Source organism: Geodermatophilaceae bacterium NBWT11 (assembly GCA_014218215.1).
In the GTDB taxonomy this organism is placed as follows: domain Bacteria; phylum Actinomycetota; class Actinomycetes; order Mycobacteriales; family Geodermatophilaceae; genus Klenkia.
This window is the reverse complement of sequence record CP043652.1, coordinates 1,546,253-1,568,881: the sequence shown is the minus strand read 5'-3', so window position 1 is coordinate 1,568,881 and position 22,629 is coordinate 1,546,253. Positions and strand designations below refer to the sequence as shown.

Genomic DNA, 22,629 nt, shown 5'->3' with positions numbered 1-22,629 from the left:
GCGGCACCGATGCCGCCGGCCCCTCGACGAGGAGGAACCCCCGAGTGAGACACCCCATCCGCCGGTCCGCGCAGGCGGCCGTCGCCGTCGCCACCCTGAGCCTGGCCGCCGCCTGCGGTGGCGGGTTCGACGACTCCGCCGAGCAGCAGGACTCCGGCAGCGCCTCGCTCACCATGCTCATCGCCAGCTCCGGGGACGCCGAGACCCAGGCCGTGCAGGCCCAGGTGGACGCCTACGAGCAGGAGTCGGGCAACACCGTGGACCTGCAGGTCGCCGCCGACCTCTCCCAGGAGCTCGCCCAGGGCTTCGCCGGCGGCAACCCGCCCGACGTGTTCTACCTCGACGCCAGCCGACTGGCCGACCAGGCCGACGCCGGCAACCTGTACCCCTACCTGGACCAGGTCGACGACCTCGACGACTTCTACCCGAACCTGGTCGACGCGTTCACCTACGACGGCACCCAGTACTGCCTGCCCAAGGACTTCTCCACCCTCGCCCTGGAGATCAACGACGCCGCGTGGTCGGCCGCCGGGCTCACCGAGGCCGACTACCCGACCACGTGGGAGGAGCTGTCCACGGTCGCCCAGACGCTCACCACCGGCGGGCAGACCGGCCTGGTCATCGGCGACACCCGGGACCGGGTCGGGGCCTTCATGACCCAGGCCGGGGGCTGGTTCCTCAACGAGGACGGCAGCGAGGTCACCACCGACAGCCCGGAGAACCTCGAGGCGCTGCAGTACGTGCAGGAGAACCTGGCCGCGGGCTCCTTCGCCTACCCGAGCGCGGTCGACGCGGGCTGGGGCGGCGAGGCCTTCGGCACCGGCAAGGCCGCGATGACCATCGAGGGCAACTGGCTGGTCGGTGCGATGGAAGCCGACTACCCCGACGTCGGCTACACCGTCGTCCCGCTGCCCGAGGGCCCCGGCGGCGCCGGCACCCTGTCCTTCACCAACTGCCTGGCGGTCGCTGCCGACAGCGACGCGCAGGACGCCGCGGTCGACCTGGCCACCTACCTGACCAGCGCGGACGCGATGACCGCGCTGACCCAGGACACCGGTGTGCTGCCCTCCCGGCAGTCCCTGGCCGATGCCTACCTCGAGCAGTTCCCCGAGCGGCAGGCCTACGTCGACGGCGCCGAGTTCGCCCAGGGCCCGGTCAACGCCCCCGGCGTGGAGCAGGTGCTGATCGACTTCGACAGCCAGCTCGGCGGCCTGGCCACCGGCGACCCGCAGGCGATCCTGGAGTCCACCCAGACCAACCTCGAGCAGGCGATCGTCGGATGACCGCCGTCCCGGCTCCCGCGGGGGGCCTCGCGACGAGCCCCGTGCGGGAGCCGGGGCGCACCCGCTCGAAGCGCTCGTCGGGCCAGAACGCCGCCGGCTGGGCGTTCAGCGCCCCGCAGGTCGTGCTCGTCGGGCTCTTCGTGCTCATCCCGATCCTGATGGCGTTCTGGGTCAGCCTCACCGACTGGCGCGGCCGCGGCTCGCCGTTCAGCACCGGGGTCGGGTTCGTCGGCTTCGACAACTACGCCACGATTCTCACCGAGCCCGGCCTGCCGCGGCAGGACTTCATGACCTCGCTGCGCAACAACGCCTGGTACGTGGTGTTCGTCGTCCCGCTGCAGACGGCGATCGCGCTGGGCCTGGCGCTGGTGCTCAACAGCAAGATCCGGGCCAAGAGCTTCTTCCGGACGGCGTTCTACTTCCCCACCGTCACCAGCTCGGTCGCCATCAGCCTGGTCTTCATCTTCCTGTTCACCGGCGGCGGCGCGGTCAACGGCCTGCTGGGCCTGGTCGGCATCGACGGGCCCAACTGGTTCAGCGACCCCCGCGGGCTGCTGCACCTGGCCGGCGACGGTCTCGGGCTCTGGGACGCCTCGAACCCGCCGGCCGCCCTCACCGACGGCGGCCCGCTCGGGCTCTCCTGGTGGGACTGGCTGTCCGGCCCCTCGATCGCGCTCGCCGCGCTGATCCTGCTGGTGGTCTGGACCTCGGCCGGTGGCTACATGCTGATGTTCCTGGCCGCGCTGCAGGACGTGCCCGCCGACGTCCAGGAGGCCGCCCGGATGGACGGTGCCAACGCCTGGCAGCGGTTCCGCAACGTCACGCTGCCGGCGCTGCGGCCCACGCTGTTCCTGGTGACGACGCTGGGGCTGATCGGCACCTGGCAGGTGTTCGACCAGGTGTACCTGATCAGCCAGGGCAACCCGGCCAAGACGACCCTGACCCCGGCCTACCTGAGCTACACCTCGGCCTTCGAGACCGGGCAGTGGGGCCGGGCCGCGGCGATGTCGTTCGTGCTGTTCGCGATCATCGTCGTGCTCACCACGGTCCAGCGCTACGTCATGCGCGACAAGGACGCGATCGCGGAGAAGAAGGCGGCCAGGGCCGCCCAGCGCCGCCGGTCGTCCTCCTCGCGCACCACCTTCTTCCACGCCGGCCGGTGAGGCGACGATGACCACCACGATCCCGACCACGCCGGGCAACGCCGCGGGCCTGCCCACCTCCGCCGACGGCACCAGCCCGCCGGCCCGCCCGAGCACCGGCCGCGGACCGGGCCGGCAGATCGGCCGCTTCCTGGCCTACGTCGTCCTGGTCTTCTTCTCGATCGTCTACCTGTACCCGTTCCTCATCCAGATCGTCACGTCGTTCAAGACCGACACCGACGCGACCAACTCCCCGCTGACCCTGCTGCCCGACCCGGTCACCACCGCGGCGTTCAGCCGGCTGTTCGACACCCAGTTCCCGCTGTGGGCGTTCAACTCGGTGTGGGTCGCGGTGCTGGTCACCGCCGGGCGGGTGTTCCTCTGCTCGCTGGCCGGCTACGCGCTGGCCCGGCTGCGCTTCCGCGGTCGGTCGGCGCTGTTCACCGCCGTCCTGGCGGTCATGGCCGTGCCCAGCGTCGTGCTGCTCATCCCGAAGTTCCTGGTGCTCAACCAGCTCGGCATCTACGACACCCCGGTGGCGCTGTTCCTGCCGCTGGTCGCCGATGCCGCCGGCGTCTTCATCATGAAGCAGTTCTTCGAGTCGGTGCCGGCCTCCATCGAGGAGGCCGCCCGGATCGACGGCGCCAGCACCTTCCGGGTGTTCTGGTCGGTGGTGCTGCCGATGGCCCGGCCCGCGCTGATCACCCTGACGATCCTGAGCTTCCAGGCCTCCTGGAACGAGCTGCCGCACTTCATCGTCGCCAGCCAGGACCGCGACCTCTACACCCTCACCAAGGGCGTCGCGACGCTCACCACCGGCCAGCTGGGCTCGGGCAACCAGTTCCCGCTGACCCTGGGTGCGGCGCTCCTGATGACCATCCCGGTCGCGATCGTGTTCTTCGTCTTCCAGCGCTACTTCGTCGCCGGCGCCAACGAGGGCGGCGTCAAGGGCTGACCCGGGCGCTCAGTCGGCGTGCACGAGCAGGCCGCGAATCGTCTCACCGGCCGCCTGGTGGGCGAAGCCCTGGCCGAGCTGGTCCAGGGAGTACCGGCGGGTGATCATCCGGTCGAGCTCGAGCTTCCCCTCCTGGGCCATCCGCAGGAGCATCGGCACGTCGCGGTGGGCGTTGCAGCTGCCGAACAGCGCGCCCTGCACCCGCTGCTCGTAGACGGTCAGCCCGTTGCCCATCAGCGCGACGGTGACGTCGGTGCCGAGGTCGGCGAGCGCGGTGAGCACGAGGGTGGCGCCCTTGCCCAGGCAGCGGACGGCGCTGCGGGTGGTGTCGGCGTCCAGGGCGCCCACGGTGAGGACGACGACGTCCGCGCCGTTGCCCCGGGTGAGCTCGCGGGCGAGCTTCGACGCCGACCGGGTGTCCTCGAGGGCGTGGGTGGCCCCGACGGACTGGGCGAACTCGCGGCGGAAGGCGACCGGGTCGACGGCGATGACGTGCGAGGCGCCGGCGTGCACCGCGCCCTGCACCGCGTTGGCACCCACCCCGCCGCAGCCGACCACGACGACGGTGTCCCCGGGCTGGGTGCCGCCGGCGTAGACCGCCGAGCCCCAACCGGTGGGCACGCTGCAGGCCATCAGGGCCGCGGTGTCCAGCGGCAGCCAGGGGTCGATCCGGATGCAGGAGGCCTCGCTCAGCAGCGAGTGCCGGGCGAACGCGCCGACCATGCAGAACCCGCCGAGCGGTTCGCCGTCCAGCCGGAAGGGCCAGGTGCCGGTGGGCAGCTGACCGGTGGCGATGGTGGCGCCCAGGTCGCACAGGTTGGACCGGCCCGACTCGCACCAGCGGCAGATCCCGCAGGCCGGCAGGAAGCTGGCGACGACGTGGTCCCCGGGGGCCACCCGGCTCACGCCCGGCCCCACCGCCAGGACGACGCCGGACCCCTCGTGCCCGCCGACGATCGGGTACCGGCCACCGGCGTTGGCGTGCCGCAGGTGCTCGTCGGAGTGGCAGAGCCCGGCGTAGGCCATCTCGACCAGCACCTCGCCCGGCCCGGGATCGCCGACCTCCAGGGTCACGAGCTCGTACTGTCCGCCCTCGCCACGCAGCACCGCGCCGGTCGTCTCCACGGGGCTGTGTCTAACAGCCCCGCCCCCCGCGGCGTCGATCAGCTGGGACGACCACCGTGCGTCCTCAGCCACCGGCGTCGGTGGAGGAGGACGCACTCTGGTCGTCGACCCTGATCAACGCCGCGGGCGGGGGAGGGTCAGCCGAGGAGGTGCCGGGCGGCGGCGTACCCGCCCAGGCCGCTGACGGCCCCGCCGCGCACGGTGCCGCCGGACGACGCCGCGACGACCCGGGGGTGCCCGGTGGCCGCGCCCCAGGTGCCTGCGGGCTGGGCCTCGGTGGCGACCGGCCAGGCCAGGTCGCCGTGGAAGATGTGCCCGCCCGGCATGGCGAGGGAGGCCTCCACGTCCAGCGGGGACGACGCCTGCAGGCACGGCCGGCCCTCGGCGTCGGTGGCGAGCACGTCGGCCAGTGGCTCGGCCAGCTGGGCGTCGAGCTGCGCGACGACCCGGCGCACGGCCTCGTCCCGGGTGCCCACCGGGTCGGCGGTGAACAGGTCGGCCGGGGTGTGCAGCCCGAACACGGTGAGCGTGTGCAGCCCGGTGTCGCCGACGATCGAGGGGTCGGTGAGGGAGTGGCAGTAGACCTCGAACGGGATGAGGTCGGGCATCGCACCGGCAGCGGCCTGCGCGTACGCGGCGTCGATCTGGGTCGCTGCCTCGTCGACGTGGCAGGTGCCCCCGAAGGCCACCGCGGGGTCCAGGCCGGAGCGCAGCCGGGGGAGCCGGGTGAGCACCGTGTTGACCTTGAGCTGGGCGCCGGCCGGGCGGGGTGCGGGCGCGGCCCCGGTCAGCTCGTCGAGCACCGCGGGGGCGCAGCCGGCGACCACGTGCCCGGCGTCCGCGGCGTGCGTGGTCCCGTCGTCGTCGGTCCAGTGCACGGTCGCCCCGTCGTCCCGGGTCTCGACGGCGGTGACCGTCGCCCGGGTGGCGAACTCGGCGCCGGCCCGGCGGGCGGAGGCGGCCATCGCGCCGCTGACCGCGCCCATGCCGCCGACCGGCACCCGCCAGAGGCCGGTCCCGTTGCCGACGAGGTGGTAGAGGAAGCAGCGCCCGGCGAGGCCGTCGGCGGCGTGCACGTCGGCGAAGGTCCCGATCAGCCCGTCGGTGAGCGCGACGCCGCGGGTGACGTCGTGGTCGAGGTGGTCGGCGACGACGTCGGCGAGCGGGCGCTCGACCAGGTCGCGGTAGAGCTGGGGGTCGCGCAGCCGGGACTCCAGCTCCGCCCGGGTCGGCAGCGGCTCGACGAGGGTGGGGGAGAGGTCCTCGGCCAGCGTGGTCAGCCGGCCGTAGAGGCGCTGCCAGCCGGCCCACTCGGCGTCGGAGCCGGTGAGTGCCCGGAAGGAGTCCGGCTCCACCAGCAGCGCCCGGTCACCGAGCAGGGTCGCGGAGTGCACCGACCGGTCGGCCAGGGTGAGGCCGAGGTCCAGGTCGGCGGCGATCCGGTCGGGCAGCAGGCTGACCAGGTAGCTGTAGGCCGAGAGCCGGACGTCGACCCCGGGGAACACCTGCTCGCTGACCGCCGCCCCGCCCAGACCGGCCCGGCGTTCCAGCACCAGCACCGAGCGGCCCGCGCGGGCCAGGTAGGCAGCGGCGACCAGGCCGTTGTGCCCGCCCCCCACGACCACGACGTCGTACCGGGCGGCGGTCACGGCAGCTCCTTCTCGTAGTAGCGGGACCACTCGTCGGGCTCGTCCAGGTAGTGGCCGAAGGCCTCGATGGGCCGGTAGCCCGACCGCTCGTAGAGCGCGATCGCCTCGTGCTGCAGCGGGCCGGTCTCCAGGCGCAGCGTGTGCCACCCGCGCTCGGCGGCGGTCGCCTCGAGCCCGGTGAGCACCAGCCGGGACAGCCCACGACCCCGGGCGGCGGGGACGACGTACATCCGCTTCAGCTCGGCCGTACCGGGCTCCAGCGGGCGCAGCGCCCCGCAGCCGACCGGGGTCCCGTCGTCCTCGCTCAGCAGCAGGACCACCGCGACGTCCTCGGCCGTGGGCGGGGTGCCGGACTCGCCCCGGCCGTCGTACCGCTCGCGCAGCTCGGCCTGCTGGGCGTCGGACAGGGCCTGCACCCGGGGGTCGGCCCAGGTGGTGGCGGTCAGCGTCGGCACCCGGTCATCCTGCCCGGTCGACCCGCTGCAGCAGCCCCCAGACGAAGAGCGCCCGGGTGCCGTCGGGCAGGGCCACCACGTCCCGGGTGGGGACGTCGGGGGGATCGAGGACGGCGCCCTCCACCGCGGCGGCGTCGTCGAGCACGTGCTCCCACACGAGGAGGCCGGACGGCGCGGGGGAGTCGGGGCCCCGCACCAGCTGCTCGCGGAGCACCTGCCCGCCCGGCCCGGACACGACCTCCCAGCGCAGCGTCGGCCACAACGGGAGCACCCACTGCCGGACCACGAGCTCGAGGTCCCCCCAGGGACGCGCGGCGGTGCTCTCCGGCGGGCCGAGCACCGCGGCGTGCCGGTCACCCCGCCGGGCCGAGTGCTGCAGCGTCTGCCACCGGGTGTGCGCGGCGTGCGCCTGCGCCCGGGTGGCGCCCAGCCGGGGCAGTGCGGCAGCGACGAGGTCGGGCCGCACGTCGGCCATCCGGCGGAGCAGCACGAGGCAGAACTCGCGGCGCGCCAGTCCCTGCACGGAGGCACCTCCTCACCCGTTGTGAGCGTGTTCACCGGACCCGGGTGCGGAAGTCCACAAAAGGGGTCTCGGCGGTTGTCACGAACGTATTACGCACCTACCGTCGGCCCGTCCGGACGGATCGTTCCGTCGCCTCCCCTGGGTGACACCGACCGGACGCCGCCGAACCGCACGCCCCTCGTGAGCACCACCGGCACCACCGCGCAGCCCCCGCTGCGCACCGAGGAGCAGCGGACCGGGGACCCACCGCAGCACTGGGGTGAAGCACGCACCGACCCACCCAGGGTCGACGTGCCGGGCGAACTTCCCGTCCGAATCCGTCAGCTAACCCGGTAGGCGGCTCGTTGGAAGAAAGGACCACCCGCCGCACATGGCGAGTTCCAGCATGCCCGCGCGTCGCCCCGCCCTCCGGGGGCGTCGCGCTGCGATCACCCTCCTCGCCGCTGCCGGGGTCGTCCTGACCTCCACGCCGGCCCTCGCCGCACCGGACACCACGGACGCGCCGAGCACCTCGTCCGCCCCGGCCGAGCCGACCACCGCCGCCGAGGCCGCCCAGCTCATCGCCGACAAGGGCCACGAGCTCGAGGTCGTCACCGAGGACTTCAACACCGCCCGGGAAGAGCTCCTGCTCGACCAGGCCGCCGCCGACCAGGCCGCCGCCGACGCCGCGGCCGCGCAGAGCGCCTACAGCCAGGCCCAGCAGTCGGTCACCAGCGTGGCGCGCACCGCCTACACCGGTGACACCCAGCTCGGCTCGCTGCAGGCGATGCTGACCAGCGGGTCGGCCAGCGAGTTCGTCGACCGGGTCTCCACCCTCGACGTCCTCGGCGCCCACAACACCGACGTGCTCACCTCGGCGCAGGCCGCCAACGACACCGCCGCGCAGGCCCAGGCCGCCGCGCAGCAGACCGCGGCCGACGCCCAGGCCCAGCTGGACAGCGTGACCGCCCAGCAGGAGTCCCTGAACGCGCAGATCGCCGAGTACCAGGCCGAGTACGCCGCGCTGTCGGCCCAGGAGCAGGCCGCCGCCGCCGCCGCGGCTGCTGCTGCCGCGGCCGCCGCCGCAGCTGCCCCGGCCACCACCGAGAGCAGTGCGTCGTCCTCGACCTCGTCGTCGTCCTCGAGCAGCTCGGCCAGTGCCCCGGCCGCCAGCTCCTCGGCGTCCGGCGGCAGTGCGGTGACCGCCAACAGCGCCGCCGCGCAGATCGCGGTCGACACCGCCATGGCGCAGCGCGGCGACCCGTACGTGTGGGCCGCCTCCGGGCCGAACAGCTTCGACTGCTCGGGCCTGGTGCAGTACGCCTACGCCGCCGCCGGCATCTCGCTGCCGCACTCCTCGCGGATGCAGGCCTCGATGGGCCAGGCCGTCTCCCGCGCCGACCTGCAGCCCGGTGACCTGATCGCGTTCTACAGCCCGGTCAGCCACATCGGCATCTACATCGGCAACGGCCAGATGGTGCACGCGCCCACCTCGGGTGACGTCGTCAAGGTCGCCAGCATCGACACGATGGGCTCCATCACCGCGATGCGTCGTCTCGCCGGCTGACCCAGCCGACACCTCTCACCGCCCCGGTCACCTGATGGTGACCGGGGCGGTGTGCTGTCGGGAGGTCGGTCACACCCGGGGACCCTCCCGGGCTGCGCGCCGTTGGGACCTGTCGTGAGCGCCCTGACCGAGCCCCGCACCGTTGCCCGCCTCTTCCGCGTCGTCGCGTTGGCCGAGGCGGTGACCTGGGCGCTGCTGCTGGCCGGCATGTTCGTCAAGTGGGTGCTGGGCACCTCCGAGGTCGGCGTCCAGGTGGCCGGGCCGATCCACGGCGCGGTCTTCGTCGGCTACGTCGCGGTGTCGTTCCTGGCCTGGCGGGTCCTGCGCTGGGACCTCCGGACCGCGGCGCTGGCGCTGATCGCCTCGGTCCCGCCGTTCACCACGATCTGGTTCGAGCGCTGGGCCGCCCGCACCGGCCGGCTGCCGCTCGGGGAGACCGTCGCGCGCACGGCTGGCTAGCCTGCGGGACATGGTCGAGCCCACCCCCGTCGCACCCACCACGGCCCGCGCCCTGCTGGCCCGCACCGCCCGGGTGCAGCGCGACGGGCGGGCCCCCAGCCTGGTCGCCGGTGTCGTCCGGGACGGCGGGCTGGCGTGGTCGGCCGGCCGCGGGGACGTCGCCGACCCGCACACCGACGTGCAGTACCGGCTCGGCTCCATCAGCAAGACCGTCACCGCCGTCGTGGTCATGCGGCTGCGCGACGAGGGCCGGCTCGGCCTGGACGACCCGCTGGAGGCGCACGTCCCCGGCACCCCGTTCGGTGACCGCACGGTCGGCCAGCTGCTCTCGCACCTGGCCGGGGCCTCCAGCGAGAGCCCCGGCGGGTGGTGGGAGCGGGTCCCCGGCGGGTCGTTGGAGGACCTCGCGCTGGCCCCCGAGCACGTGGTGCTCGGTGCGGCCCGCCGCTTCCACTACTCCAACCTCGGCTTCGGCCTGCTCGGCGAGCTCGTCGCCCGGCACCGCGGGACGTCCTGGGCCGAGGCCGTCACCGCGGAGGTGCTCGGCCCCCTGGGGATGAGTCGGACGACGCCGCGCCCCTCCGGCGTCGCCGCCCGGGGCGGCGCGGTGCACCCGTGGGCCGACGTCGTCCTGCCCGAGCCCGAGCACGACGCCGGCGTCATGGACGCCGCCGGCCAGCTCTGGGCCACGCTGACCGACCTGGGCCGGTTCGCGGCCTTCCTGCTCGGTGACACCGGTGACGTGCTCTCCCCGGCGACGCTGGCCGAGATGAGCGAGCCGGCCGGGGTGGACTCCTCGTCGGCCGGGTGGTCGGCCTACGGGCTGGGTCTGCAGGTCCTCCGGGCCGACGGCGCGACGCTGGTCGGACACGGCGGTTCGATGCCCGGCTTCCTCGCCGGGGTGTTCGTGGACCGCGCCGAGCAGACCGGAGCGGTGATGCTGGCCAACACCACGAGCGGCCTGGACCCGCTCGTGCCCGGGCTGCTGGCCGACCTGCGGGCCGCCGAGCCCCGGGTGGTCGAGGCCTGGACACCGGAGGCCCCGCCGGTGCCGCTGACCGACCTGGGCCTGTGGTTCTGGGGCCCGACGCCGCACGTGCTGCGCGCCCAGTCCGGCGGGCTGCTGCACCTGGGCCCGCTGCCCGGGCGGGGGGGCCGGGCCAGCCGGTTCGCCCGTCGTCCCGACGGCTCGTGGGTCGGCCTGGACGGCTACTACGCGGGGGAGACCCTGCGGATCGCCGCCGACCACCTCGACCTGGCGACCTTCACCTTCACCCGTCAGCCCTACGACCCCGCCGCCCCCGTCCCCGGCGGCGTCGACGAGCGCGGCTGGACCCCCACCCCCTGACGAGAAACGCCCTCCCCGTCAGGAGACCTGACGAGAAGGGCGCTTCGTGCAGCAGGGGTCAGGCGCGGTCGAGGGCCGCCAGGGTGGAGTGGGTGGCGAAGCCGTAGGCCAGGTGCGGGACGACGTCGGCCGCCCAGTCGGTGGCCGACCAGGTGCGCGGGTCGCTGATGCCCAGGGCCGCCATCGGGCCGTTGGCCGCGACCAGCGCGCCGACGCCGGCGACGAGACCGCCGACCAGCGGGTTCGGCCGGAAGCCCAGGGCCCGGGCCAGCCCGGCCAGGGCGCCCACGCCGACGCCGGCGACGATCCCGGTCAGCGGGCCGAGGCCGGAGACCCGGTTGTCGCGGGTGTCGCCCTCGCCGGGGATCTCCACGTGCGCCTTCTCGGCCAGCTTCTCCACCGTCTGCTCGGGGGTGGAGCTCGTGCCGCGGCCGCGGGCGGTCATGTCCAGGAAGGTCACCGTGTTCAGCACGGTCGTGCCGGTCGCGCCGGCGGCCGCGCCGCGGACCAGCCACCCGCCGGTGGAGATGCCGCGCTTGCCCTTGCCGAACGCACCCAGGGGGGTCTGCTTTGCCATGGGCGGCAGCTACCCGCCGTCCGCGGGGTCGGAAACGGTCAGTAGGGGTCGGACACGTCACCGGCGCAGATGGTCACCTCGGTCGGCGGCGGGGTGCCGTCGGCGACGAAGTCGGCCACCAGGTCGTCCACGCAGGAGACCCCGCGGCCGAAGAGCACGTGCGGACCGCCCTGCTGGGTGACCAGCGAGGCGTCGTCGAGCACGCGGCTGTAGACCCGCAGCGCGTTCTGGGTCGGGGTGTTCGGGTCGGTGTCGGCGGTGAGCACGAGCAGCGGGTAGGCCGGATCGGTCACCGGCGCCGGCCGGTCGAAGTCCGCGGTGTCGGCGACGCCTGGCCAGAACAGGCAGCTCAGGTCGTAGAACACCGCGCCCAGCCGCATCCCGTCCGCGCCGATCTCGGCGGCGGTGTCCAGCCAGTCGTCCAGCTCGGCGCGTCCGTCGCCCCCGCGGGGCACGAAGTCGAAGTCCTGGCACTCCACGGCCAGGAAGAGGGCGTCGGAGAACGAGTCGTCGACCGGGTACGGCGCGGCCAGGGTCGCCAGCGACCCGAACTCCCCGGCCAGCCCCTCGTTGAGCGCCTCCTGCAGCGCGGTGCGGGAGAAGGGGTCGCTCACCGATGCGAAGGCCGCGGCCTGCAGCCCGTCCAGCCCGAACTCCTCGCCGTCCCCCAGATCGACGGGCTCGGCGGCCAGCTGCTCGGCCAGCTGGTCGTAGCCGGCGAGCGAGTCACCCGGGGCCTCGTCGGCGCAGCGGCGCTGCTCGTCGCAGGCCAACAGGGTCGCGGTCAACGCGTCGCTGTAGGCCTGCGCCGCCTCGGTGTAGAAGTCCTCGACCTCGGTGCTCAGGTCCACCACGCCGTCGAGCACGAGCCCGTCGACGTGCTCGGGGTGAGCGTCGGCGTAGGTCTGCACGTACTGCGTGCCGTAGCTCTCCCCGTAGAGCGTCAGGGTGTCCGCGCCCAGCCACCGGCGGAACAGCTCCAGGTCCTCCACCGCCTGCCGGGTGTCGTAGCGGGCGGCCTCGGCCGGGTCCACGCCGGCCTCGGCGAAGCAGTCCTCCCCGAACGCGGTGGCGGCCTCGGCGAAGGCGTCCCGCTCCTCCGGGGACGACGAGCTGTCCACGCCCGCGCTGGTGTCCGCGGCGACGGTGTCGTCGCACCGGAAGGGCTGGGAGAGCCCGATGCCGCGCTGGTCGAAGAAGACGACGTCGAAGGAGTCGGTGATCTCCGCGGGCATGGCGTCGGTGTAGTCCGTGGCGAGGGCGATGCCGCTGGAACCCGGCCCGCCGGTCGCGGTCACGAACACCCCGCGCGACTCCTGCTCGGCCCGGTGGACGGCGAAGGTGACGTCCCACGTCGGGCTGTCGACCGCGAAGTGGTCGGTGGGGACGGCGAGGGTCACGCAGCTGAAGCCCTCGGCGTCCGCGCAGGGCTCCTCGGACACCACGGTCACCGGGGCCGCGGGCTGCGACCAGGTGGCACACCCGGTGAGCAGCAGCAGGGCGGGGAGCAGGACACGCAGCGGACGCACGGCGCACCTTAACGGTGCAGGTCAGCCGTCCAGGCCCGCGGCGCGGCGGAGGAGCGGGGTCATCCGGTGGTCGACGAACCGGCGCAGTGCCAGGTTGGTGTCGGTGCGCTGCACGCCCGGGATGGCCAGCACCTGCTCGCTGATCCGCCAGAGGTCGTCGGCGTCGACGGCGACCACCTGGACGAGCAGGTCGGCCACACCGGACAGCCCGGTCACCTCGAGCACCTCGGGGATGTCGGCCAGGCCCGCGCTGACCTCGGCGAGCGAGGTCTGGGTGACCGTGACGGTCACGTAGGCGCCCAGCCGGTAGCCCAGCGCCTCGGGGCGGACGCGCCGCTCGAAGGGGTCCAGCACCCCGCCGGACTCCAGGCGCGCCAGCCGGGCCTGCACGGTGTTGCGGGCCAGCCCGAGCTGGGCGGACAGCGCCATCACCGTCGCCCGTGGGTCCTCGGAGAGGGCGAGCAGGAGACGGGCGTCGGTGGCGTCGATGCCGGGCACGGTGCTCAGTGTGCCACGCCACAACGGGGGCTGACCGAGCATCCTGCTCAATCCGAACGACCCCCCTTGCGCACTCCGATCCGGCAGTGATGTGCTGCACACGGCGCTGCACGGTGCCGTGAGACGTCCACCGACCGTGCCCACGGGGATCCCGGGGGCGGGGGAGACGGCGAGGAGAAGTCGTGACCGCAGCACCCGAGATGCAGGAGATCGTCGACCCCGTCCCGGGGGCCGGCGAGCCGCACCTGCCCGCCCAGCCCGACCTCGTGCAGCTCCTGACGCCGGAGGGCGAGCGCGTCGAGCACCCCGACTACGCCCTGGACGTCACCGACGAGGAGCTGTGCTCCCTGTACCGGGACATGGCCCTGGTGCGCCGCTGGGACGTCGAGGCCACCGCCCTGCAGCGCCAGGGCGAGCTGGGCATCTGGGCCTCGCTGCTGGGCCAGGAGGCCGCCCAGGTCGGCGCCGGCCGGGCCATGGGGACCGGGGACATGGCGTTCCCGACCTACCGCGAGCACGGCGTGGCCTGGACCCGCGACGTCGACCCGCTGCACGTGATCAGCCTGTTCCGCGGCAACGACCTCGGCGGCTGGGACCCGGTGGCCCGCCGGTTCAACCTCTACACCGTGGTCATCGGCGCGCAGTGCCTGCACGCCACGGGCTACGCGATGGGCATACAGCGCGACGACGCCGAGGCCGCCGCGCTGGCCTTCCTGGGCGACGGCGCGACCAGCCAGGGCGAGGTCAACGAGTCCTTCATCTGGGCCGCGACCTTCTCCGCCCCGGTGGTGTTCTTCTGCCAGAACAACCAGTACGCGATCAGCGTGCCGATCGAGCGCCAGTCGCGGGTGCCGCTGTTCCAGCGCGCCGCGGGGTTCGGCTTCCCCGGCGTCCGGGTGGACGGCAACGACGTCCTCGCCGTCCTCGCCGTGACCCGCGCCGCGCTGGCCCGCGCCCGGGAGGGCTCCGGGCCCACGTTCATCGAGGCGTTCACCTACCGGATGGGTGCGCACACCACATCCGACGACCCCACCCGCTACCGGCTGGCCGGGGAGCTGGAGGAGTGGAAGCTGCGTGACCCGATCGCCCGCCTGAAGGCGCACCTGTCCCGGTCCGGCAAGGCCGGGCCGGAGTTCTTCGCCGCCGTCGACGCCGAGGGCGACGAGCTCGCCGTCCGGATCCGGAAGGGCACGCTGGAGATGCCCGACCCGGCCGGCACCGACATGTTCGACCACGTCTACGCCGAGCAGACCGAGGAGATCGCCGCGCAGCGCGCGGAGTTCCTCAGCTACCACGAGGGGTTCGAGCAGTGACCACCCTGACGCTGGGCAAGGCCCTCAACACCGGCCTGCGCAAGGCCATGGAGGACGACCCGAAGGTCGTGCTCATGGGCGAGGACATCGGCAAGCTGGGCGGGGTCTTCCGGATCACCGACGGCCTGCAGAAGGACTTCGGCGAGGCGCGCGTGGTGGACACCCCGCTCGCCGAGGCCGGCATCATCGGCACCGCGGTGGGCCTGGCGATGCGCGGCTACCGGCCGGTCTGCGAGATCCAGTTCGACGGATTCGTCTTCCCCGCCTACAACCAGATCGTCACCCAGGTCGCCAAGATCCACGCCCGTTCCCGCGGCCGGCTGCCCATGCCGATCACCATCCGGATCCCGTTCGGCGGGGGCATCGGCGCGGTCGAGCACCACAGCGAGAGCCCCGAGGCCTACTTCGCGCACACCACCGGCCTCAAGGTGGTCGCGGTGTCGAACCCGGCCGACGCCTACTGGATGCTGCAGCAGGCCATCGCCTGCCCCGACCCGGTGGTGTTCTTCGAGCCCAAGCGCCGGTACTGGGACAAGGCCGACGTCGACCTCGACGTCGCCCCGCCGCCGCTGTTCACCTCCCGCGTGGTCCGGGCCGGCGACGACCTGACCCTGCTGGCCTACGGCCCGATGGTGAAGACGGCCCTGCAGGCCGCGCAGGCCGCCGAGGAGGAGGGCCGCTCGATCGAGGTGATCGACCTGCGCACGCTCTCCCCGCTGGACCTGGGCCCGGTCGAGGAGTCGGTGCGCCGCACCGGGCGCTGCGTCGTCGTCCACGAGGCGCAGACCAACCTCGGGCTCGGCGCCGAGATCGCCACCCGGGTGACCGAGAGCTGCTTCCACTCCCTGGAGGCCCCGGTGCTGCGGGTCGGTGGCTACGACGTCACCTACCCGCCGTCCAAGCTCGAGGAGGAGTACCTGCCCGACCTGGACCGGGTGCTGGACGTGGTCGACCGAGCGATGGAGTTCTGAGATGGCCGACCTGCGTCAGTTCAAGCTGCCCGACGTCGGCGAGGGCCTGACCGAGGGCGAGATCCTGCAGTGGCTCGTCGCGGTGGGCGACGTCGTCACCACCAACCAGCCGCTGTGCGAGGTGGAGACGGCGAAGGCCGCCGTCGAGCTGCCCTCGCCCTACGCCGGCACCGTGGTCGAGCTGCTGCACGAGCCGGGGACGACGGTCGACGTCGGCGCCCCGATCATCACCATCGACATCGGCGGCCCCGCGGCCGACGACGCACCTGCCGACGACACCCCCGCCGCGGGGCTGATCGGCGGCCCCGCGCCGGGCGGCCGCACCTCGGTGCTGGTCGGCTACGGCCCGAAGAACACCGAGGCCGTCCGTCGCCCGCGCCGCTCCGGTGCGGCCGCGGCCGAGAGGGCCACCGCTCCCCAGGTCCTCCCCGAGGCCGACTACGGCTCGGGCAGCGACCGCCCGCCGTTGCTGGCGACCGCCCCGGACGTGCGCAGCAAGCCGGTGCGTCCCGGGGGCGTGGAGATGGGCCGGGCCGCCGAGCAGCACGCCACCGACTCCGAGGCCGCCTCGGGCCAGGCCGTCGCCCCCGGTCGCCGGGCGCCCCGCCCGCTGGCCAAGCCGCCGGTGCGCAAGTACGCCAAGGACTGCGGCGTCGACCTGACCACCGTCACCGGCACCGGGGACGGCGGGGTCATCACCCGTGCCGACGTCGACGCCGCCCGCAGCGGGGCCGCCCCGTCGGGTGCCCGCACCCCGGCCGAGCTGGCCGCCGAGGCCGGCACGGTCGTCCGCTTCCCGGTCGCCGACGCCGGCACCGAGGGCCGTGAGCAGCGCATCCCGGTCAAGGGCGTCCGCAAGCACACCGCGGCCGCCATGGTCGCCAGCGCCTTCACCGCCCCGCACGTCACCGAGTTCCTCACCGTCGACGTGACCCGGACGATGCAGCTGCGCACCCGGCTCGCCGCCCGCCCCGAGCTCGCCGGGCTGCGGATCAGCCCGCTGCTGTTCGTGGCCAAGGCGCTGCTGCTCGCGGCGCACCGGCACCCGATGGTCAACAGCTCGTGGGACGAGGCGGCCCAGGAGATCGTGGTCAAGGACTACGTGAACCTGGGGATCGCCGCGGCCACCCCGCGCGGGCTGATCGTGCCCAACGTGAAGGACGCCGGGCGGCTGTCGCTGGCCGAGCTGGCCGGCGCGCTGGCCGACCTGACCGCCACCGCGCGGGAGGGGAGGACCAGCCCGACCGCGATGTCGGGCGGCACCATCACGATCACGAACGTGGGCGTCTTCGGCGTGGACACCGGCACCCCGATCCTGAACCCGGGGGAGTCGGCGATCCTGGCCTTCGGTGCGGTCCGGGAGATGCCCTGGGTGCACAAGGGCAAGATCAGGATCCGGCAGGTGACCCAGCTGGCGTTGAGCTTCGACCACCGGATCGTCGACGGCGAGCTCGGCTCGCGGTTCCTGGCCGACATCGGCGCCGTGCTGCACGACCCGGGGACCGCCCTGGCCTTCTAGGGTCGGTGCGATGGAGACCGAGCTCGGGCCGCTGCTCACCTTCGCCGCGCGCTCCCGGGTGCCCGACGGGTTCGGGTACCTGGGGGCCGACGGCGAGGTCGAGCAGCGCCCCACCGAGACGTGGATCAGCGCCCGGATGACCCACGTGTTCTCCCTCGCCGCCCTGCTGGGGTCGACCGAGGCCCTCGACCTGGCCGAGCACGGGGTGCGGGCGCTGACGGCCGGCCCGCTGCGCGACGCCGAGCACGGCGGGTGGGGGGACTCGACCGCCGAGCGGGGCAAGGCCGCCTACGTGCACGCGTTCGTGCTGCTGGCCGCCTCCAGCGCGGTGACCGCGGAGGTGCCGGGGGCCGGCGCCCTGCTCACCGAGGCGCTCGCGGTCTGGGAGGACCGGTTCTGGGACGACGCCGCCGGCCTGGCCCGGGAGTCGTTCTCGGCCGATTGGACCGAGGTCGAGGACTACCGCGGGGCCAACGCGAACATGCACGGCGTGGAGGCGGTGCTCGCCGCGGCCGACGCGCTGGCCCGCACCCACCCGGAGGCCACCGCCCGGCTGCGCACCCACGCGCTGCGGGCCACCGAACGGGTCGTGCACGGCTTCGCCCGGGACGCCGACTGGCGGCTGCCCGAGCACTTCACGCACCTCTGGACCCCGCTGCCGGAGTACAACGCCGACGCCCCCGCCGACCCGTTCCGGCCCTACGGCGTGACCGTCGGGCACCAGTTCGAGTGGTCCCGGCTGTGCCTGCACCTGGACGCCGTCCTCGGGGACCGGGCCCCGGGCTGGTTGCGCGCCGACGCCGATGCGCTGTTCACCGCGGCCACCGAGCGGGGCTGGGCCGCCGACGGGCACCCCGGGTTCCCGTACACGCTGGACTGGTCCGACCGGCCCGTCGTCGCCGCCCGGATGCACTGGGTGCTGTGCGAGGCGGTGGCGGCGGCCGCCGTCCGGCACGAGGTCACCGGTGACCCGCGGGCCGCCGGCCTGCAGCACGCCTGGGAGGCGCACGGCGACGCGCACTTCCTGGACCGCTCCACCGGCTCCTGGCACCACGAGCTGACCCCGACCGGCGAGGTCGGCACCGGCACCTGGACCGGCCAGCCCGACGCCTACCACCTGGCCCAGATGCTCCTGCTGCGCGAGCGCCCCGTCCGCGGCAGCCTCGCGGCCGCGCTGCTCCCCTGACCGACGAAGGAACCTCTACACCCCCCATCGGGCGTCCCAGGGGGTGTGGAGGTTCCTCTGCCAGGCCGGGAATGCAGAACGCCCCGCCCCTCGAGGAGAGGGACGGGGCGTTCGCTGCGCGTTGCTACTCGGCGTCGAGGTCGCGCTCTACCATCGCGGCGATGTCGGCCAGGACGGCCTCGTCGTCGCTGGTCACGGTGACCTCGGCGCCCTTCTTCGCACCGAGCGTCATGATCATCAGGGGCGAGCCGGCGTCCACGGGGTTGCCCCCCGCGGTGGCCAGGGTGACGGGCACCCCGGCCTTGCCGACGGCCTCGGCGATCAGGGCGGCCGGACGGGCGTGCAGGCCTACGGCGGATCCGACGGTCACGGTCTGGCTGGGCATGCGGTGCGCTCCTCTGCGTCGAGTTCTGTCGGTGATCGTGTCAGCTGGCGCGGACGGCGTCACTCCGGGTGGTCCCGGCGGAGGCGCCGACCATCGCGTCCTCGGTGGCGGCCGGGGGGGCCGCCTCCGGGGTGCGGCCGACGCTCTTGGCGAGCGTGACGGCCACGCCGCCGACCACGGCACCGATGAGGACCGCCAGCAGGAAGAGGAAGAAGTTCGTCATCGCGAAGAAGACGAACACGCCGCCGTGCGGAGCCCGCAGCTCGGTGCCGAAGGCCGCGATGAGGGCGCCGGAGGTGGCCCCGCCGAGCATCATCGAGGGGATGACCCGCAGCGGGTCGGCCGCGGCGAACGGGATGGCGCCCTCGGAGATGAAGGAGAGTCCGAGCAGCACGCCGGCCTTGCCGTTCTCGCGCTCGGCCTGGGTGTAGAGCTGCTTGCGGATGAAGGTCGAGATCGCCATCGCCAGCGGCGGGACCATGCCCGCACCCATGACGATCGCCATGATGCGCAGCGACGCGGGGCTGGGGTCGGCCACGCCGATGCCCGTGGTGGCGAAGACGTAGGCGGCCTTGTTGACCGGGCCACCGAGGTCGAAGCACATCATCAGGCCGAGGATGACCCCCAGCAGGATGGCCGAGGAGCCGGACAGGCCGGTGAGGAAGTCGCTCAGGCCGGTCAGTGCGAGGGCCAGCGGGCGGCCGAGGACCAGGGCCATGATGCCGCTGGAGATCACCGTGGCCAGCAGCGGGATGATCACGACCGGCTGCAGACCGCGCACGCCGGCGGGGAGCTTCCAGCCGGCGATCCACTTGGCCGCGAAGCCGGCGATGATGCCGCCGACCAGGCCGCCGAGGAAGCCGGCGCCGACGGTCAGGGAGACCGCACCGACGACGAAGCCGGGGACGATGCCCGGGCGGTCGGCGATGGCGAAGGCGATGTAGCCGGCCAGTGCCGGGACGAGGAAGCCGAACGCTGCCTGCCCGAGGACGACGAAGAGGGCGCCCAGGTAGCCGAGGAGGCCGTCGTTGAGGCCCTCGATGCCCGGTGCGACGGGGAGGTCGAACACGTTGTTGTTGAGCAGCCAGCTCAGGCCGTAGCTCTGGCCCTCGACGTCGGGGTTGCCGTTGACGATCTGGTACCCGCCGAACAGGAAGCCCAGCGCGATGAGCAGACCACCGGCGGCGACGAACGGGATCATGTAGCTGACGCCGGTGAGCAGCCAGCGGCGGATCTCCGAGCCGGTGCTGGGGCGGCCACCGCTGGTGGCGGGGGTGTCGGAGGAGCCGGAGCCGCCGGGCACGCGCCGGGCGTTCGGGTCCTGCGCGGCGGCCAGCGCCTCGCGGATCATCACCTCGGGCTCCTGGATGGCCCGCTTGGTGCCCGACTGGATCACCGGCTTGCCGGCGAACCGGTCCCGGTCCCGGACGCCCACGTCGACGGCGAAGATCACCGCGGCGGCCTTGCTGACCACCGAGGGGTCGATCGGGGTGGCGCCCGAGGAGCCCTGGGTCTCCACGTGCAGGTCCACGCCCATCTCGCGGGCGGCGGCGGCGAGCTTGTCGGCTGCCATGTAGGTGTGCGCGATGCCGGTCGGGCAGGCGCTCACGGCGACGATCGTCGGGCGGTCGGCCGCGGGGGCTGCGGCGGCGGGGGCAGCAGCGGCCGGGGCGGCGGCGGTCGCACCGGCCGTGGCCGGGGTCTCCGCGGGGGCGACGACGTCCTGGACGAGGGTGACGACCTCGGCCTCGGTGGAGGCCGCGCGCAGCGAGGCGACGAACTCGGGCCGGACCAGCGCGCGGGCCAGCGCGGTGAGCAGCGTCAGGTGGTCGGCGTCGCCCTCGGCCGGGGCGGCGATGAGGAAGACCAGGTCGGCCGGGCCGTCCGGGGCGCCGAAGTCGACGGCCGGGGTGAGCCGGGCGAAGGCCAGCGAGGCCTCGGTGACCGCGGCGGAGCGGCAGTGCGGGATCGCGATGCCGCCGGGGAGGCCGGTGGCGACCTTGGACTCACGGTCCATGGCGTCGTCGAAGAGCCCGTCGGCGGAGGTGGCCCGCCCGGCGGCGGCGACCCGGCCCGCGAGCGTGCGGATCACGGCTGTCTTGTCGGTGCCACCGACGTCGGACGGACCGGCGTCGAGGGCCACCAACTCGGTGGTGATGAGTGCGGACACGGAGGGGCTCCTGGTCTCAGCGGGCATCGCGGCCGGCGGCCGCGACAGGGGTGGCGTGCGGGGTGGGGTCCTGCTGCGGTGCGGTGGAGCGGGGGTACCCGGGGGTCACCTGGACGGCGGTGAGGTCCACCTGGTCGGGGGTCGGGACGGCGGAGCCGGGCAGCGACGCAGACGCCGAGCCGTAGGCGACCGCGGAGCGCAGCCGGTCGGCCGGCGAGGCGCCGGCGAGGTCGGCCAGCAGGTAGCCGGCCAGGCTGCAGTCGCCGGCGCCGACCGTGCTGCGGACGGTGATCCGCGGCGGCCGGGCGGAGAAGAGCCCGCCGTCGGCGGTGGACAGCAGGGCGCCGTCGGCACCGAGGGTCAGCAGCACCGCGTCGACGCCACGCGCGTGCAGCGTGGCGACGGCGGCCAGTGCGGCCTCGGGGTCGCTGACCACGACCTCCTCGGGCACCCCGGCCAGCTGCGCGAGCTCGTCGGTGTTGGGCTTGAGGAGGTCGGGGGCGGCGTCGGGACCGGCGGCCAGCAGGGCCAGCAGCGGGGCCTCGGAGGTGTCCACCGCGATCTTCGCGCCGCTGCTGCGCACCGCCCGGACGAGGTCGGCGTACCAGTCCAGCGGGGTGCCCGGGGGCAGCGAGCCGCACAGCGCGACCCAGCGGGCGGAGACGCTGTGCTCGACGACCGCGGCCAGCAGCGCGGCGCAGACGTCGTCGTCCAGCCGGGCGCCGGGCTCGTTGAGCTTGGTCGTCGTCCCGTCGGGCTCGGTGAGGGTGTAGTTGGTGCGCACCGCGTCGGTCACCGGCACCGTGGCCAGCCGCAGGCCCAGGGCCTGCAGGGCGCGCACGATCGGGTCGTCGTCGGCGGCCGGGAGGACCGAGACGACGTCGGCACCGGCGGCGGCGACCGCGCGGGAGACGTTCACGCCCTTGCCCCCGGGCTCGGTGTGGCTTGCTCCCAGCCGCGCCACGGCCCCACGCTCCAGGGCACCCGGCAGGGCCAGCGTGCGGTCCAGGCTGGGGTTGGCGGTCAGGGTCACGATGCTCATGCGGTGAGGACCTCGATCCCGTGCGACTCGATCTCGGTGACGACGTCCGGGTCGGCTTCGTCGTCGGTGACCAGGACGTCGACGTCGTCGACGCTGGCGAAGCGGACCAGGTGTTCCCGGCCGAGCTTGCTGCTGTCGGCCAGCACCACCACCCGCTGGGCGGACCGGACCATGGCCCGCTTGCTGGCGGCCTCGGTCTCGTCGGGGGTGGAGAAGCCGTGCGCGGCGCTGACCCCGTTGGCGCCGAGGAAGGCCACGTCGACCCGGAGGTCGGCCAGCGCGGCGACGGTGGACTCCCCGACCGCGGTCTGGGTGATCCCGCGGACGCGGCCGCCGAGCACGTGCAGGCTGACGCCGGGGGCGACGGTGAGCCGGTGGGAGATGGGCACCGAGTTGGTGACCACCAGCAGCCGGCGGTCGGCGGGCAGCACCTCGGCCAGCGAGGCGGTGGAGCTGCCGCCGTCGAGGATCAACGACCCGTCGACGTCGGGGACCAGGGCGAGGGCGGCCGTGGCGATCCGGCGCTTCTGGTCGGTGCGGGTGCTCCGGCGCTCGCCCAGCCCGGGCTCGACGACGGTGAGGGCGTTGGTGGGGACGGCACCGCCGTGCACCCGGCGCAGCATCCCGGCCCGCTCGAGCAGGGCGAGGTCGCGGCGGACGGTCTCGGTGGTGACACCGAACCGCTCGGCGACCGCGGTGACGGCGAGCCGGCCGCGCTGGGCGACGAGGCCGGCGATGGCCTGCTGGCGTTCCTCGGCGTACACCCGCACCTCCTCGTAGCGTCGTCCGCGTCACGCGACGCTGCCCGTTTGTGTGGGTTCGCCGCTGTGTTGGTGTTGTTTTACTTCCGTTACGTTGACAAGTCAAGACCGAGTCGTGACTCTTGTCACCGGGGACGACGCTGGGCGCGCCAGCCTCCTCGTCAGCCCCACCCGCACCCTCGCGACCCGCCCG

General features: G+C 74.1%; 21 protein-coding genes. 10 read left to right on the top strand and 11 right to left on the bottom strand.

The annotated features are described in order from the left end of the window. Positions 1-44: 44 nt before the first annotated feature. From F1C76_07515 to F1C76_07505, 3 genes are read left to right on the top strand one after another with little or no spacing between them, the layout of a single operon-like run. On the top strand, positions 45-1,283 hold the full coding sequence (locus F1C76_07515) for an extracellular solute-binding protein (GenBank protein QNG36455.1): 1,239 nt from the start codon (positions 45-47) through the stop codon (positions 1,281-1,283). Continuing rightward, the gene (locus tag F1C76_07510; GenBank protein ID QNG36454.1) at positions 1,280-2,446 is read left to right on the top strand and encodes a sugar ABC transporter permease; all 1,167 of its coding nucleotides are present in this window, start codon (positions 1,280-1,282) and stop codon (positions 2,444-2,446) included. Before F1C76_07515 ends, F1C76_07510 begins: the two co-directional genes overlap by 4 nt. A gap of 7 nt (positions 2,447-2,453) precedes the next feature. Beyond that, on the top strand, positions 2,454-3,380 hold the full coding sequence (locus F1C76_07505) for a carbohydrate ABC transporter permease (GenBank protein ID QNG36453.1): 927 nt from the start codon (positions 2,454-2,456) through the stop codon (positions 3,378-3,380). 9 nt (positions 3,381-3,389) lie between these two features. Here F1C76_07505 and F1C76_07500 read toward each other — a convergent pair whose 3' ends face one another. From F1C76_07500 to F1C76_07485, 4 genes are all read right to left on the bottom strand, one after another. Next, entirely contained in the window at positions 3,390-4,505 is a 1,116-nt protein-coding gene (locus F1C76_07500; protein ID QNG36452.1) for an NDMA-dependent alcohol dehydrogenase, read from the bottom strand. A 137-nt stretch (positions 4,506-4,642) separates the two neighbouring features. Next, positions 4,643-6,154 carry an NAD(P)/FAD-dependent oxidoreductase gene (locus F1C76_07495; protein ID QNG36451.1) on the bottom strand — a complete coding sequence of 504 codons (1,512 nt, stop codon included), beginning with the start codon at positions 6,152-6,154 and terminating at the stop codon, positions 4,643-4,645. After that, on the bottom strand, positions 6,151-6,609 hold the full coding sequence (locus F1C76_07490) for a GNAT family N-acetyltransferase (GenBank protein QNG36450.1): 459 nt from the start codon (positions 6,607-6,609) through the stop codon (positions 6,151-6,153). The genes F1C76_07495 and F1C76_07490 overlap by 4 nt, the downstream gene beginning before the upstream one ends. Positions 6,610-6,613: 4 nt before the next feature. Beyond that, the gene (locus F1C76_07485; protein ID QNG39083.1) at positions 6,614-7,084 is read right to left on the bottom strand and encodes a hypothetical protein; all 471 of its coding nucleotides are present in this window, start codon (positions 7,082-7,084) and stop codon (positions 6,614-6,616) included. Positions 7,085-7,502: 418 nt separating this feature from the next. Here F1C76_07485 and F1C76_07480 point away from each other — a divergent pair, with 418 nt between their 5' ends. The 3 genes from F1C76_07480 (at position 7,503) to F1C76_07470 (ending at position 10,485) form a co-directional block, all read left to right on the top strand. Further along, positions 7,503-8,678, top strand: a complete 1,176-nt coding sequence (locus tag F1C76_07480; GenBank protein QNG36449.1) for an NlpC/P60 family protein — start codon at positions 7,503-7,505, stop codon at positions 8,676-8,678. Between the two features lie 102 nt (positions 8,679-8,780). After that, positions 8,781-9,137, top strand: a complete 357-nt coding sequence (locus F1C76_07475; GenBank protein ID QNG36448.1) for a DUF3817 domain-containing protein — start codon at positions 8,781-8,783, stop codon at positions 9,135-9,137. A gap of 10 nt (positions 9,138-9,147) precedes the next feature. After that, entirely contained in the window at positions 9,148-10,485 is a 1,338-nt protein-coding gene (locus F1C76_07470) for a beta-lactamase family protein (protein ID QNG36447.1), read from the top strand. Between the two features lie 58 nt (positions 10,486-10,543). Here the strand turns inward: F1C76_07470 and F1C76_07465 are convergent, their stop codons facing one another. The 3 genes from F1C76_07465 to F1C76_07455 are packed head-to-tail and all read right to left on the bottom strand — an operon-like array spanning position 10,544 to position 13,131. Continuing rightward, positions 10,544-11,062, bottom strand: coding sequence for a hypothetical protein (locus F1C76_07465; GenBank protein QNG36446.1), 519 nt, complete (start codon positions 11,060-11,062; stop codon positions 10,544-10,546). A gap of 38 nt (positions 11,063-11,100) precedes the next feature. Continuing rightward, on the bottom strand, positions 11,101-12,591 hold the full coding sequence (locus F1C76_07460; GenBank protein QNG36445.1) for an alpha/beta fold hydrolase: 1,491 nt from the start codon (positions 12,589-12,591) through the stop codon (positions 11,101-11,103). Between the two features lie 21 nt (positions 12,592-12,612). After that, the gene (locus F1C76_07455) at positions 12,613-13,131 is read right to left on the bottom strand and encodes an Lrp/AsnC family transcriptional regulator (protein ID QNG36444.1); all 519 of its coding nucleotides are present in this window, start codon (positions 13,129-13,131) and stop codon (positions 12,613-12,615) included. A gap of 158 nt (positions 13,132-13,289) precedes the next feature. On the opposite strand from F1C76_07455, the gene pdhA reads away from it, so the two are divergent. Genes pdhA through F1C76_07435 form a run of 4 tightly spaced genes read left to right on the top strand, consistent with a single transcriptional unit; the run spans position 13,290 to position 18,078 of the window. Beyond that, complete coding sequence (gene pdhA, locus F1C76_07450) at positions 13,290-14,402, top strand: pyruvate dehydrogenase (acetyl-transferring) E1 component subunit alpha (protein QNG39081.1); 1,113 nt, start codon at positions 13,290-13,292, stop codon at positions 14,400-14,402. A 47-nt stretch (positions 14,403-14,449) separates the two neighbouring features. Continuing rightward, positions 14,450-15,373 carry an alpha-ketoacid dehydrogenase subunit beta gene (locus F1C76_07445; GenBank protein ID QNG39082.1) on the top strand — a complete coding sequence of 308 codons (924 nt, stop codon included), beginning with the start codon at positions 14,450-14,452 and terminating at the stop codon, positions 15,371-15,373. A gap of 1 nt (position 15,374) precedes the next feature. Beyond that, positions 15,375-16,892, top strand: a complete 1,518-nt coding sequence (locus tag F1C76_07440; protein QNG36443.1) for a 2-oxo acid dehydrogenase subunit E2 — start codon at positions 15,375-15,377, stop codon at positions 16,890-16,892. A 10-nt stretch (positions 16,893-16,902) separates the two neighbouring features. Continuing rightward, entirely contained in the window at positions 16,903-18,078 is a 1,176-nt protein-coding gene (locus tag F1C76_07435) for an AGE family epimerase/isomerase (GenBank protein QNG36442.1), read from the top strand. Between the two features lie 124 nt (positions 18,079-18,202). Here the strand turns inward: F1C76_07435 and F1C76_07430 are convergent, their stop codons facing one another. From F1C76_07430 to F1C76_07415, 4 genes are read right to left on the bottom strand one after another with little or no spacing between them, the layout of a single operon-like run. Beyond that, positions 18,203-18,463: an HPr family phosphocarrier protein gene (locus tag F1C76_07430; protein ID QNG36441.1), complete on the bottom strand. Its 261-nt coding sequence runs from the start codon at positions 18,461-18,463 to the stop codon at positions 18,203-18,205. Positions 18,464-18,503: 40 nt separating this feature from the next. Continuing rightward, positions 18,504-20,660, bottom strand: a complete 2,157-nt coding sequence (locus tag F1C76_07425; protein QNG36440.1) for a PTS lactose transporter subunit IIC — start codon at positions 20,658-20,660, stop codon at positions 18,504-18,506. Then, the gene (locus F1C76_07420; protein ID QNG36439.1) at positions 20,650-21,675 is read right to left on the bottom strand and encodes a 1-phosphofructokinase; all 1,026 of its coding nucleotides are present in this window, start codon (positions 21,673-21,675) and stop codon (positions 20,650-20,652) included. The genes F1C76_07425 and F1C76_07420 overlap by 11 nt, the downstream gene beginning before the upstream one ends. Continuing rightward, positions 21,672-22,439, bottom strand: coding sequence for a DeoR/GlpR transcriptional regulator (locus F1C76_07415; protein QNG36438.1), 768 nt, complete (start codon positions 22,437-22,439; stop codon positions 21,672-21,674). Before F1C76_07415 ends, F1C76_07420 begins: the two co-directional genes overlap by 4 nt. Positions 22,440-22,629: the final 190 nt, after the last annotated feature.

What these genes read in the sequence shown, in the direction of transcription:
- F1C76_07510 (QNG36454.1), top strand. Translation starts at nt 1,280, where the DNA reads ATGACCGCCGTCCCGGCTCCCGCGGGGGGCCTCGCGACGAGCCCCGTG.
- F1C76_07465 (QNG36446.1), bottom strand. Translation starts at nt 11,062, where the DNA reads ATGGCAAAGCAGACCCCCCTGGGTGCGTTCGGCAAGGGCAAGCGCGGC.
- F1C76_07440 (QNG36443.1), top strand. Translation starts at nt 15,375, where the DNA reads ATGGCCGACCTGCGTCAGTTCAAGCTGCCCGACGTCGGCGAGGGCCTG.
- F1C76_07505 (QNG36453.1), top strand. Translation starts at nt 2,454, where the DNA reads ATGACCACCACGATCCCGACCACGCCGGGCAACGCCGCGGGCCTGCCC.
- F1C76_07435 (QNG36442.1), top strand. Translation starts at nt 16,903, where the DNA reads ATGGAGACCGAGCTCGGGCCGCTGCTCACCTTCGCCGCGCGCTCCCGG.
- F1C76_07445 (QNG39082.1), top strand. Translation starts at nt 14,450, where the DNA reads ATGGAGGACGACCCGAAGGTCGTGCTCATGGGCGAGGACATCGGCAAG.
- F1C76_07470 (QNG36447.1), top strand. Translation starts at nt 9,148, where the DNA reads ATGGTCGAGCCCACCCCCGTCGCACCCACCACGGCCCGCGCCCTGCTG.
- F1C76_07430 (QNG36441.1), bottom strand. Translation starts at nt 18,463, where the DNA reads ATGCCCAGCCAGACCGTGACCGTCGGATCCGCCGTAGGCCTGCACGCC.
- F1C76_07425 (QNG36440.1), bottom strand. Translation starts at nt 20,660, where the DNA reads ATGCCCGCTGAGACCAGGAGCCCCTCCGTGTCCGCACTCATCACCACC.
- F1C76_07420 (QNG36439.1), bottom strand. Translation starts at nt 21,675, where the DNA reads ATGAGCATCGTGACCCTGACCGCCAACCCCAGCCTGGACCGCACGCTG.
- F1C76_07455 (QNG36444.1), bottom strand. Translation starts at nt 13,131, where the DNA reads ATGCTCGGTCAGCCCCCGTTGTGGCGTGGCACACTGAGCACCGTGCCC.
- pdhA (QNG39081.1), top strand. Translation starts at nt 13,290, where the DNA reads ATGCAGGAGATCGTCGACCCCGTCCCGGGGGCCGGCGAGCCGCACCTG.
- F1C76_07485 (QNG39083.1), bottom strand. Translation starts at nt 7,084, where the DNA reads ATGGCCGACGTGCGGCCCGACCTCGTCGCTGCCGCACTGCCCCGGCTG.
- F1C76_07480 (QNG36449.1), top strand. Translation starts at nt 7,503, where the DNA reads ATGGCGAGTTCCAGCATGCCCGCGCGTCGCCCCGCCCTCCGGGGGCGT.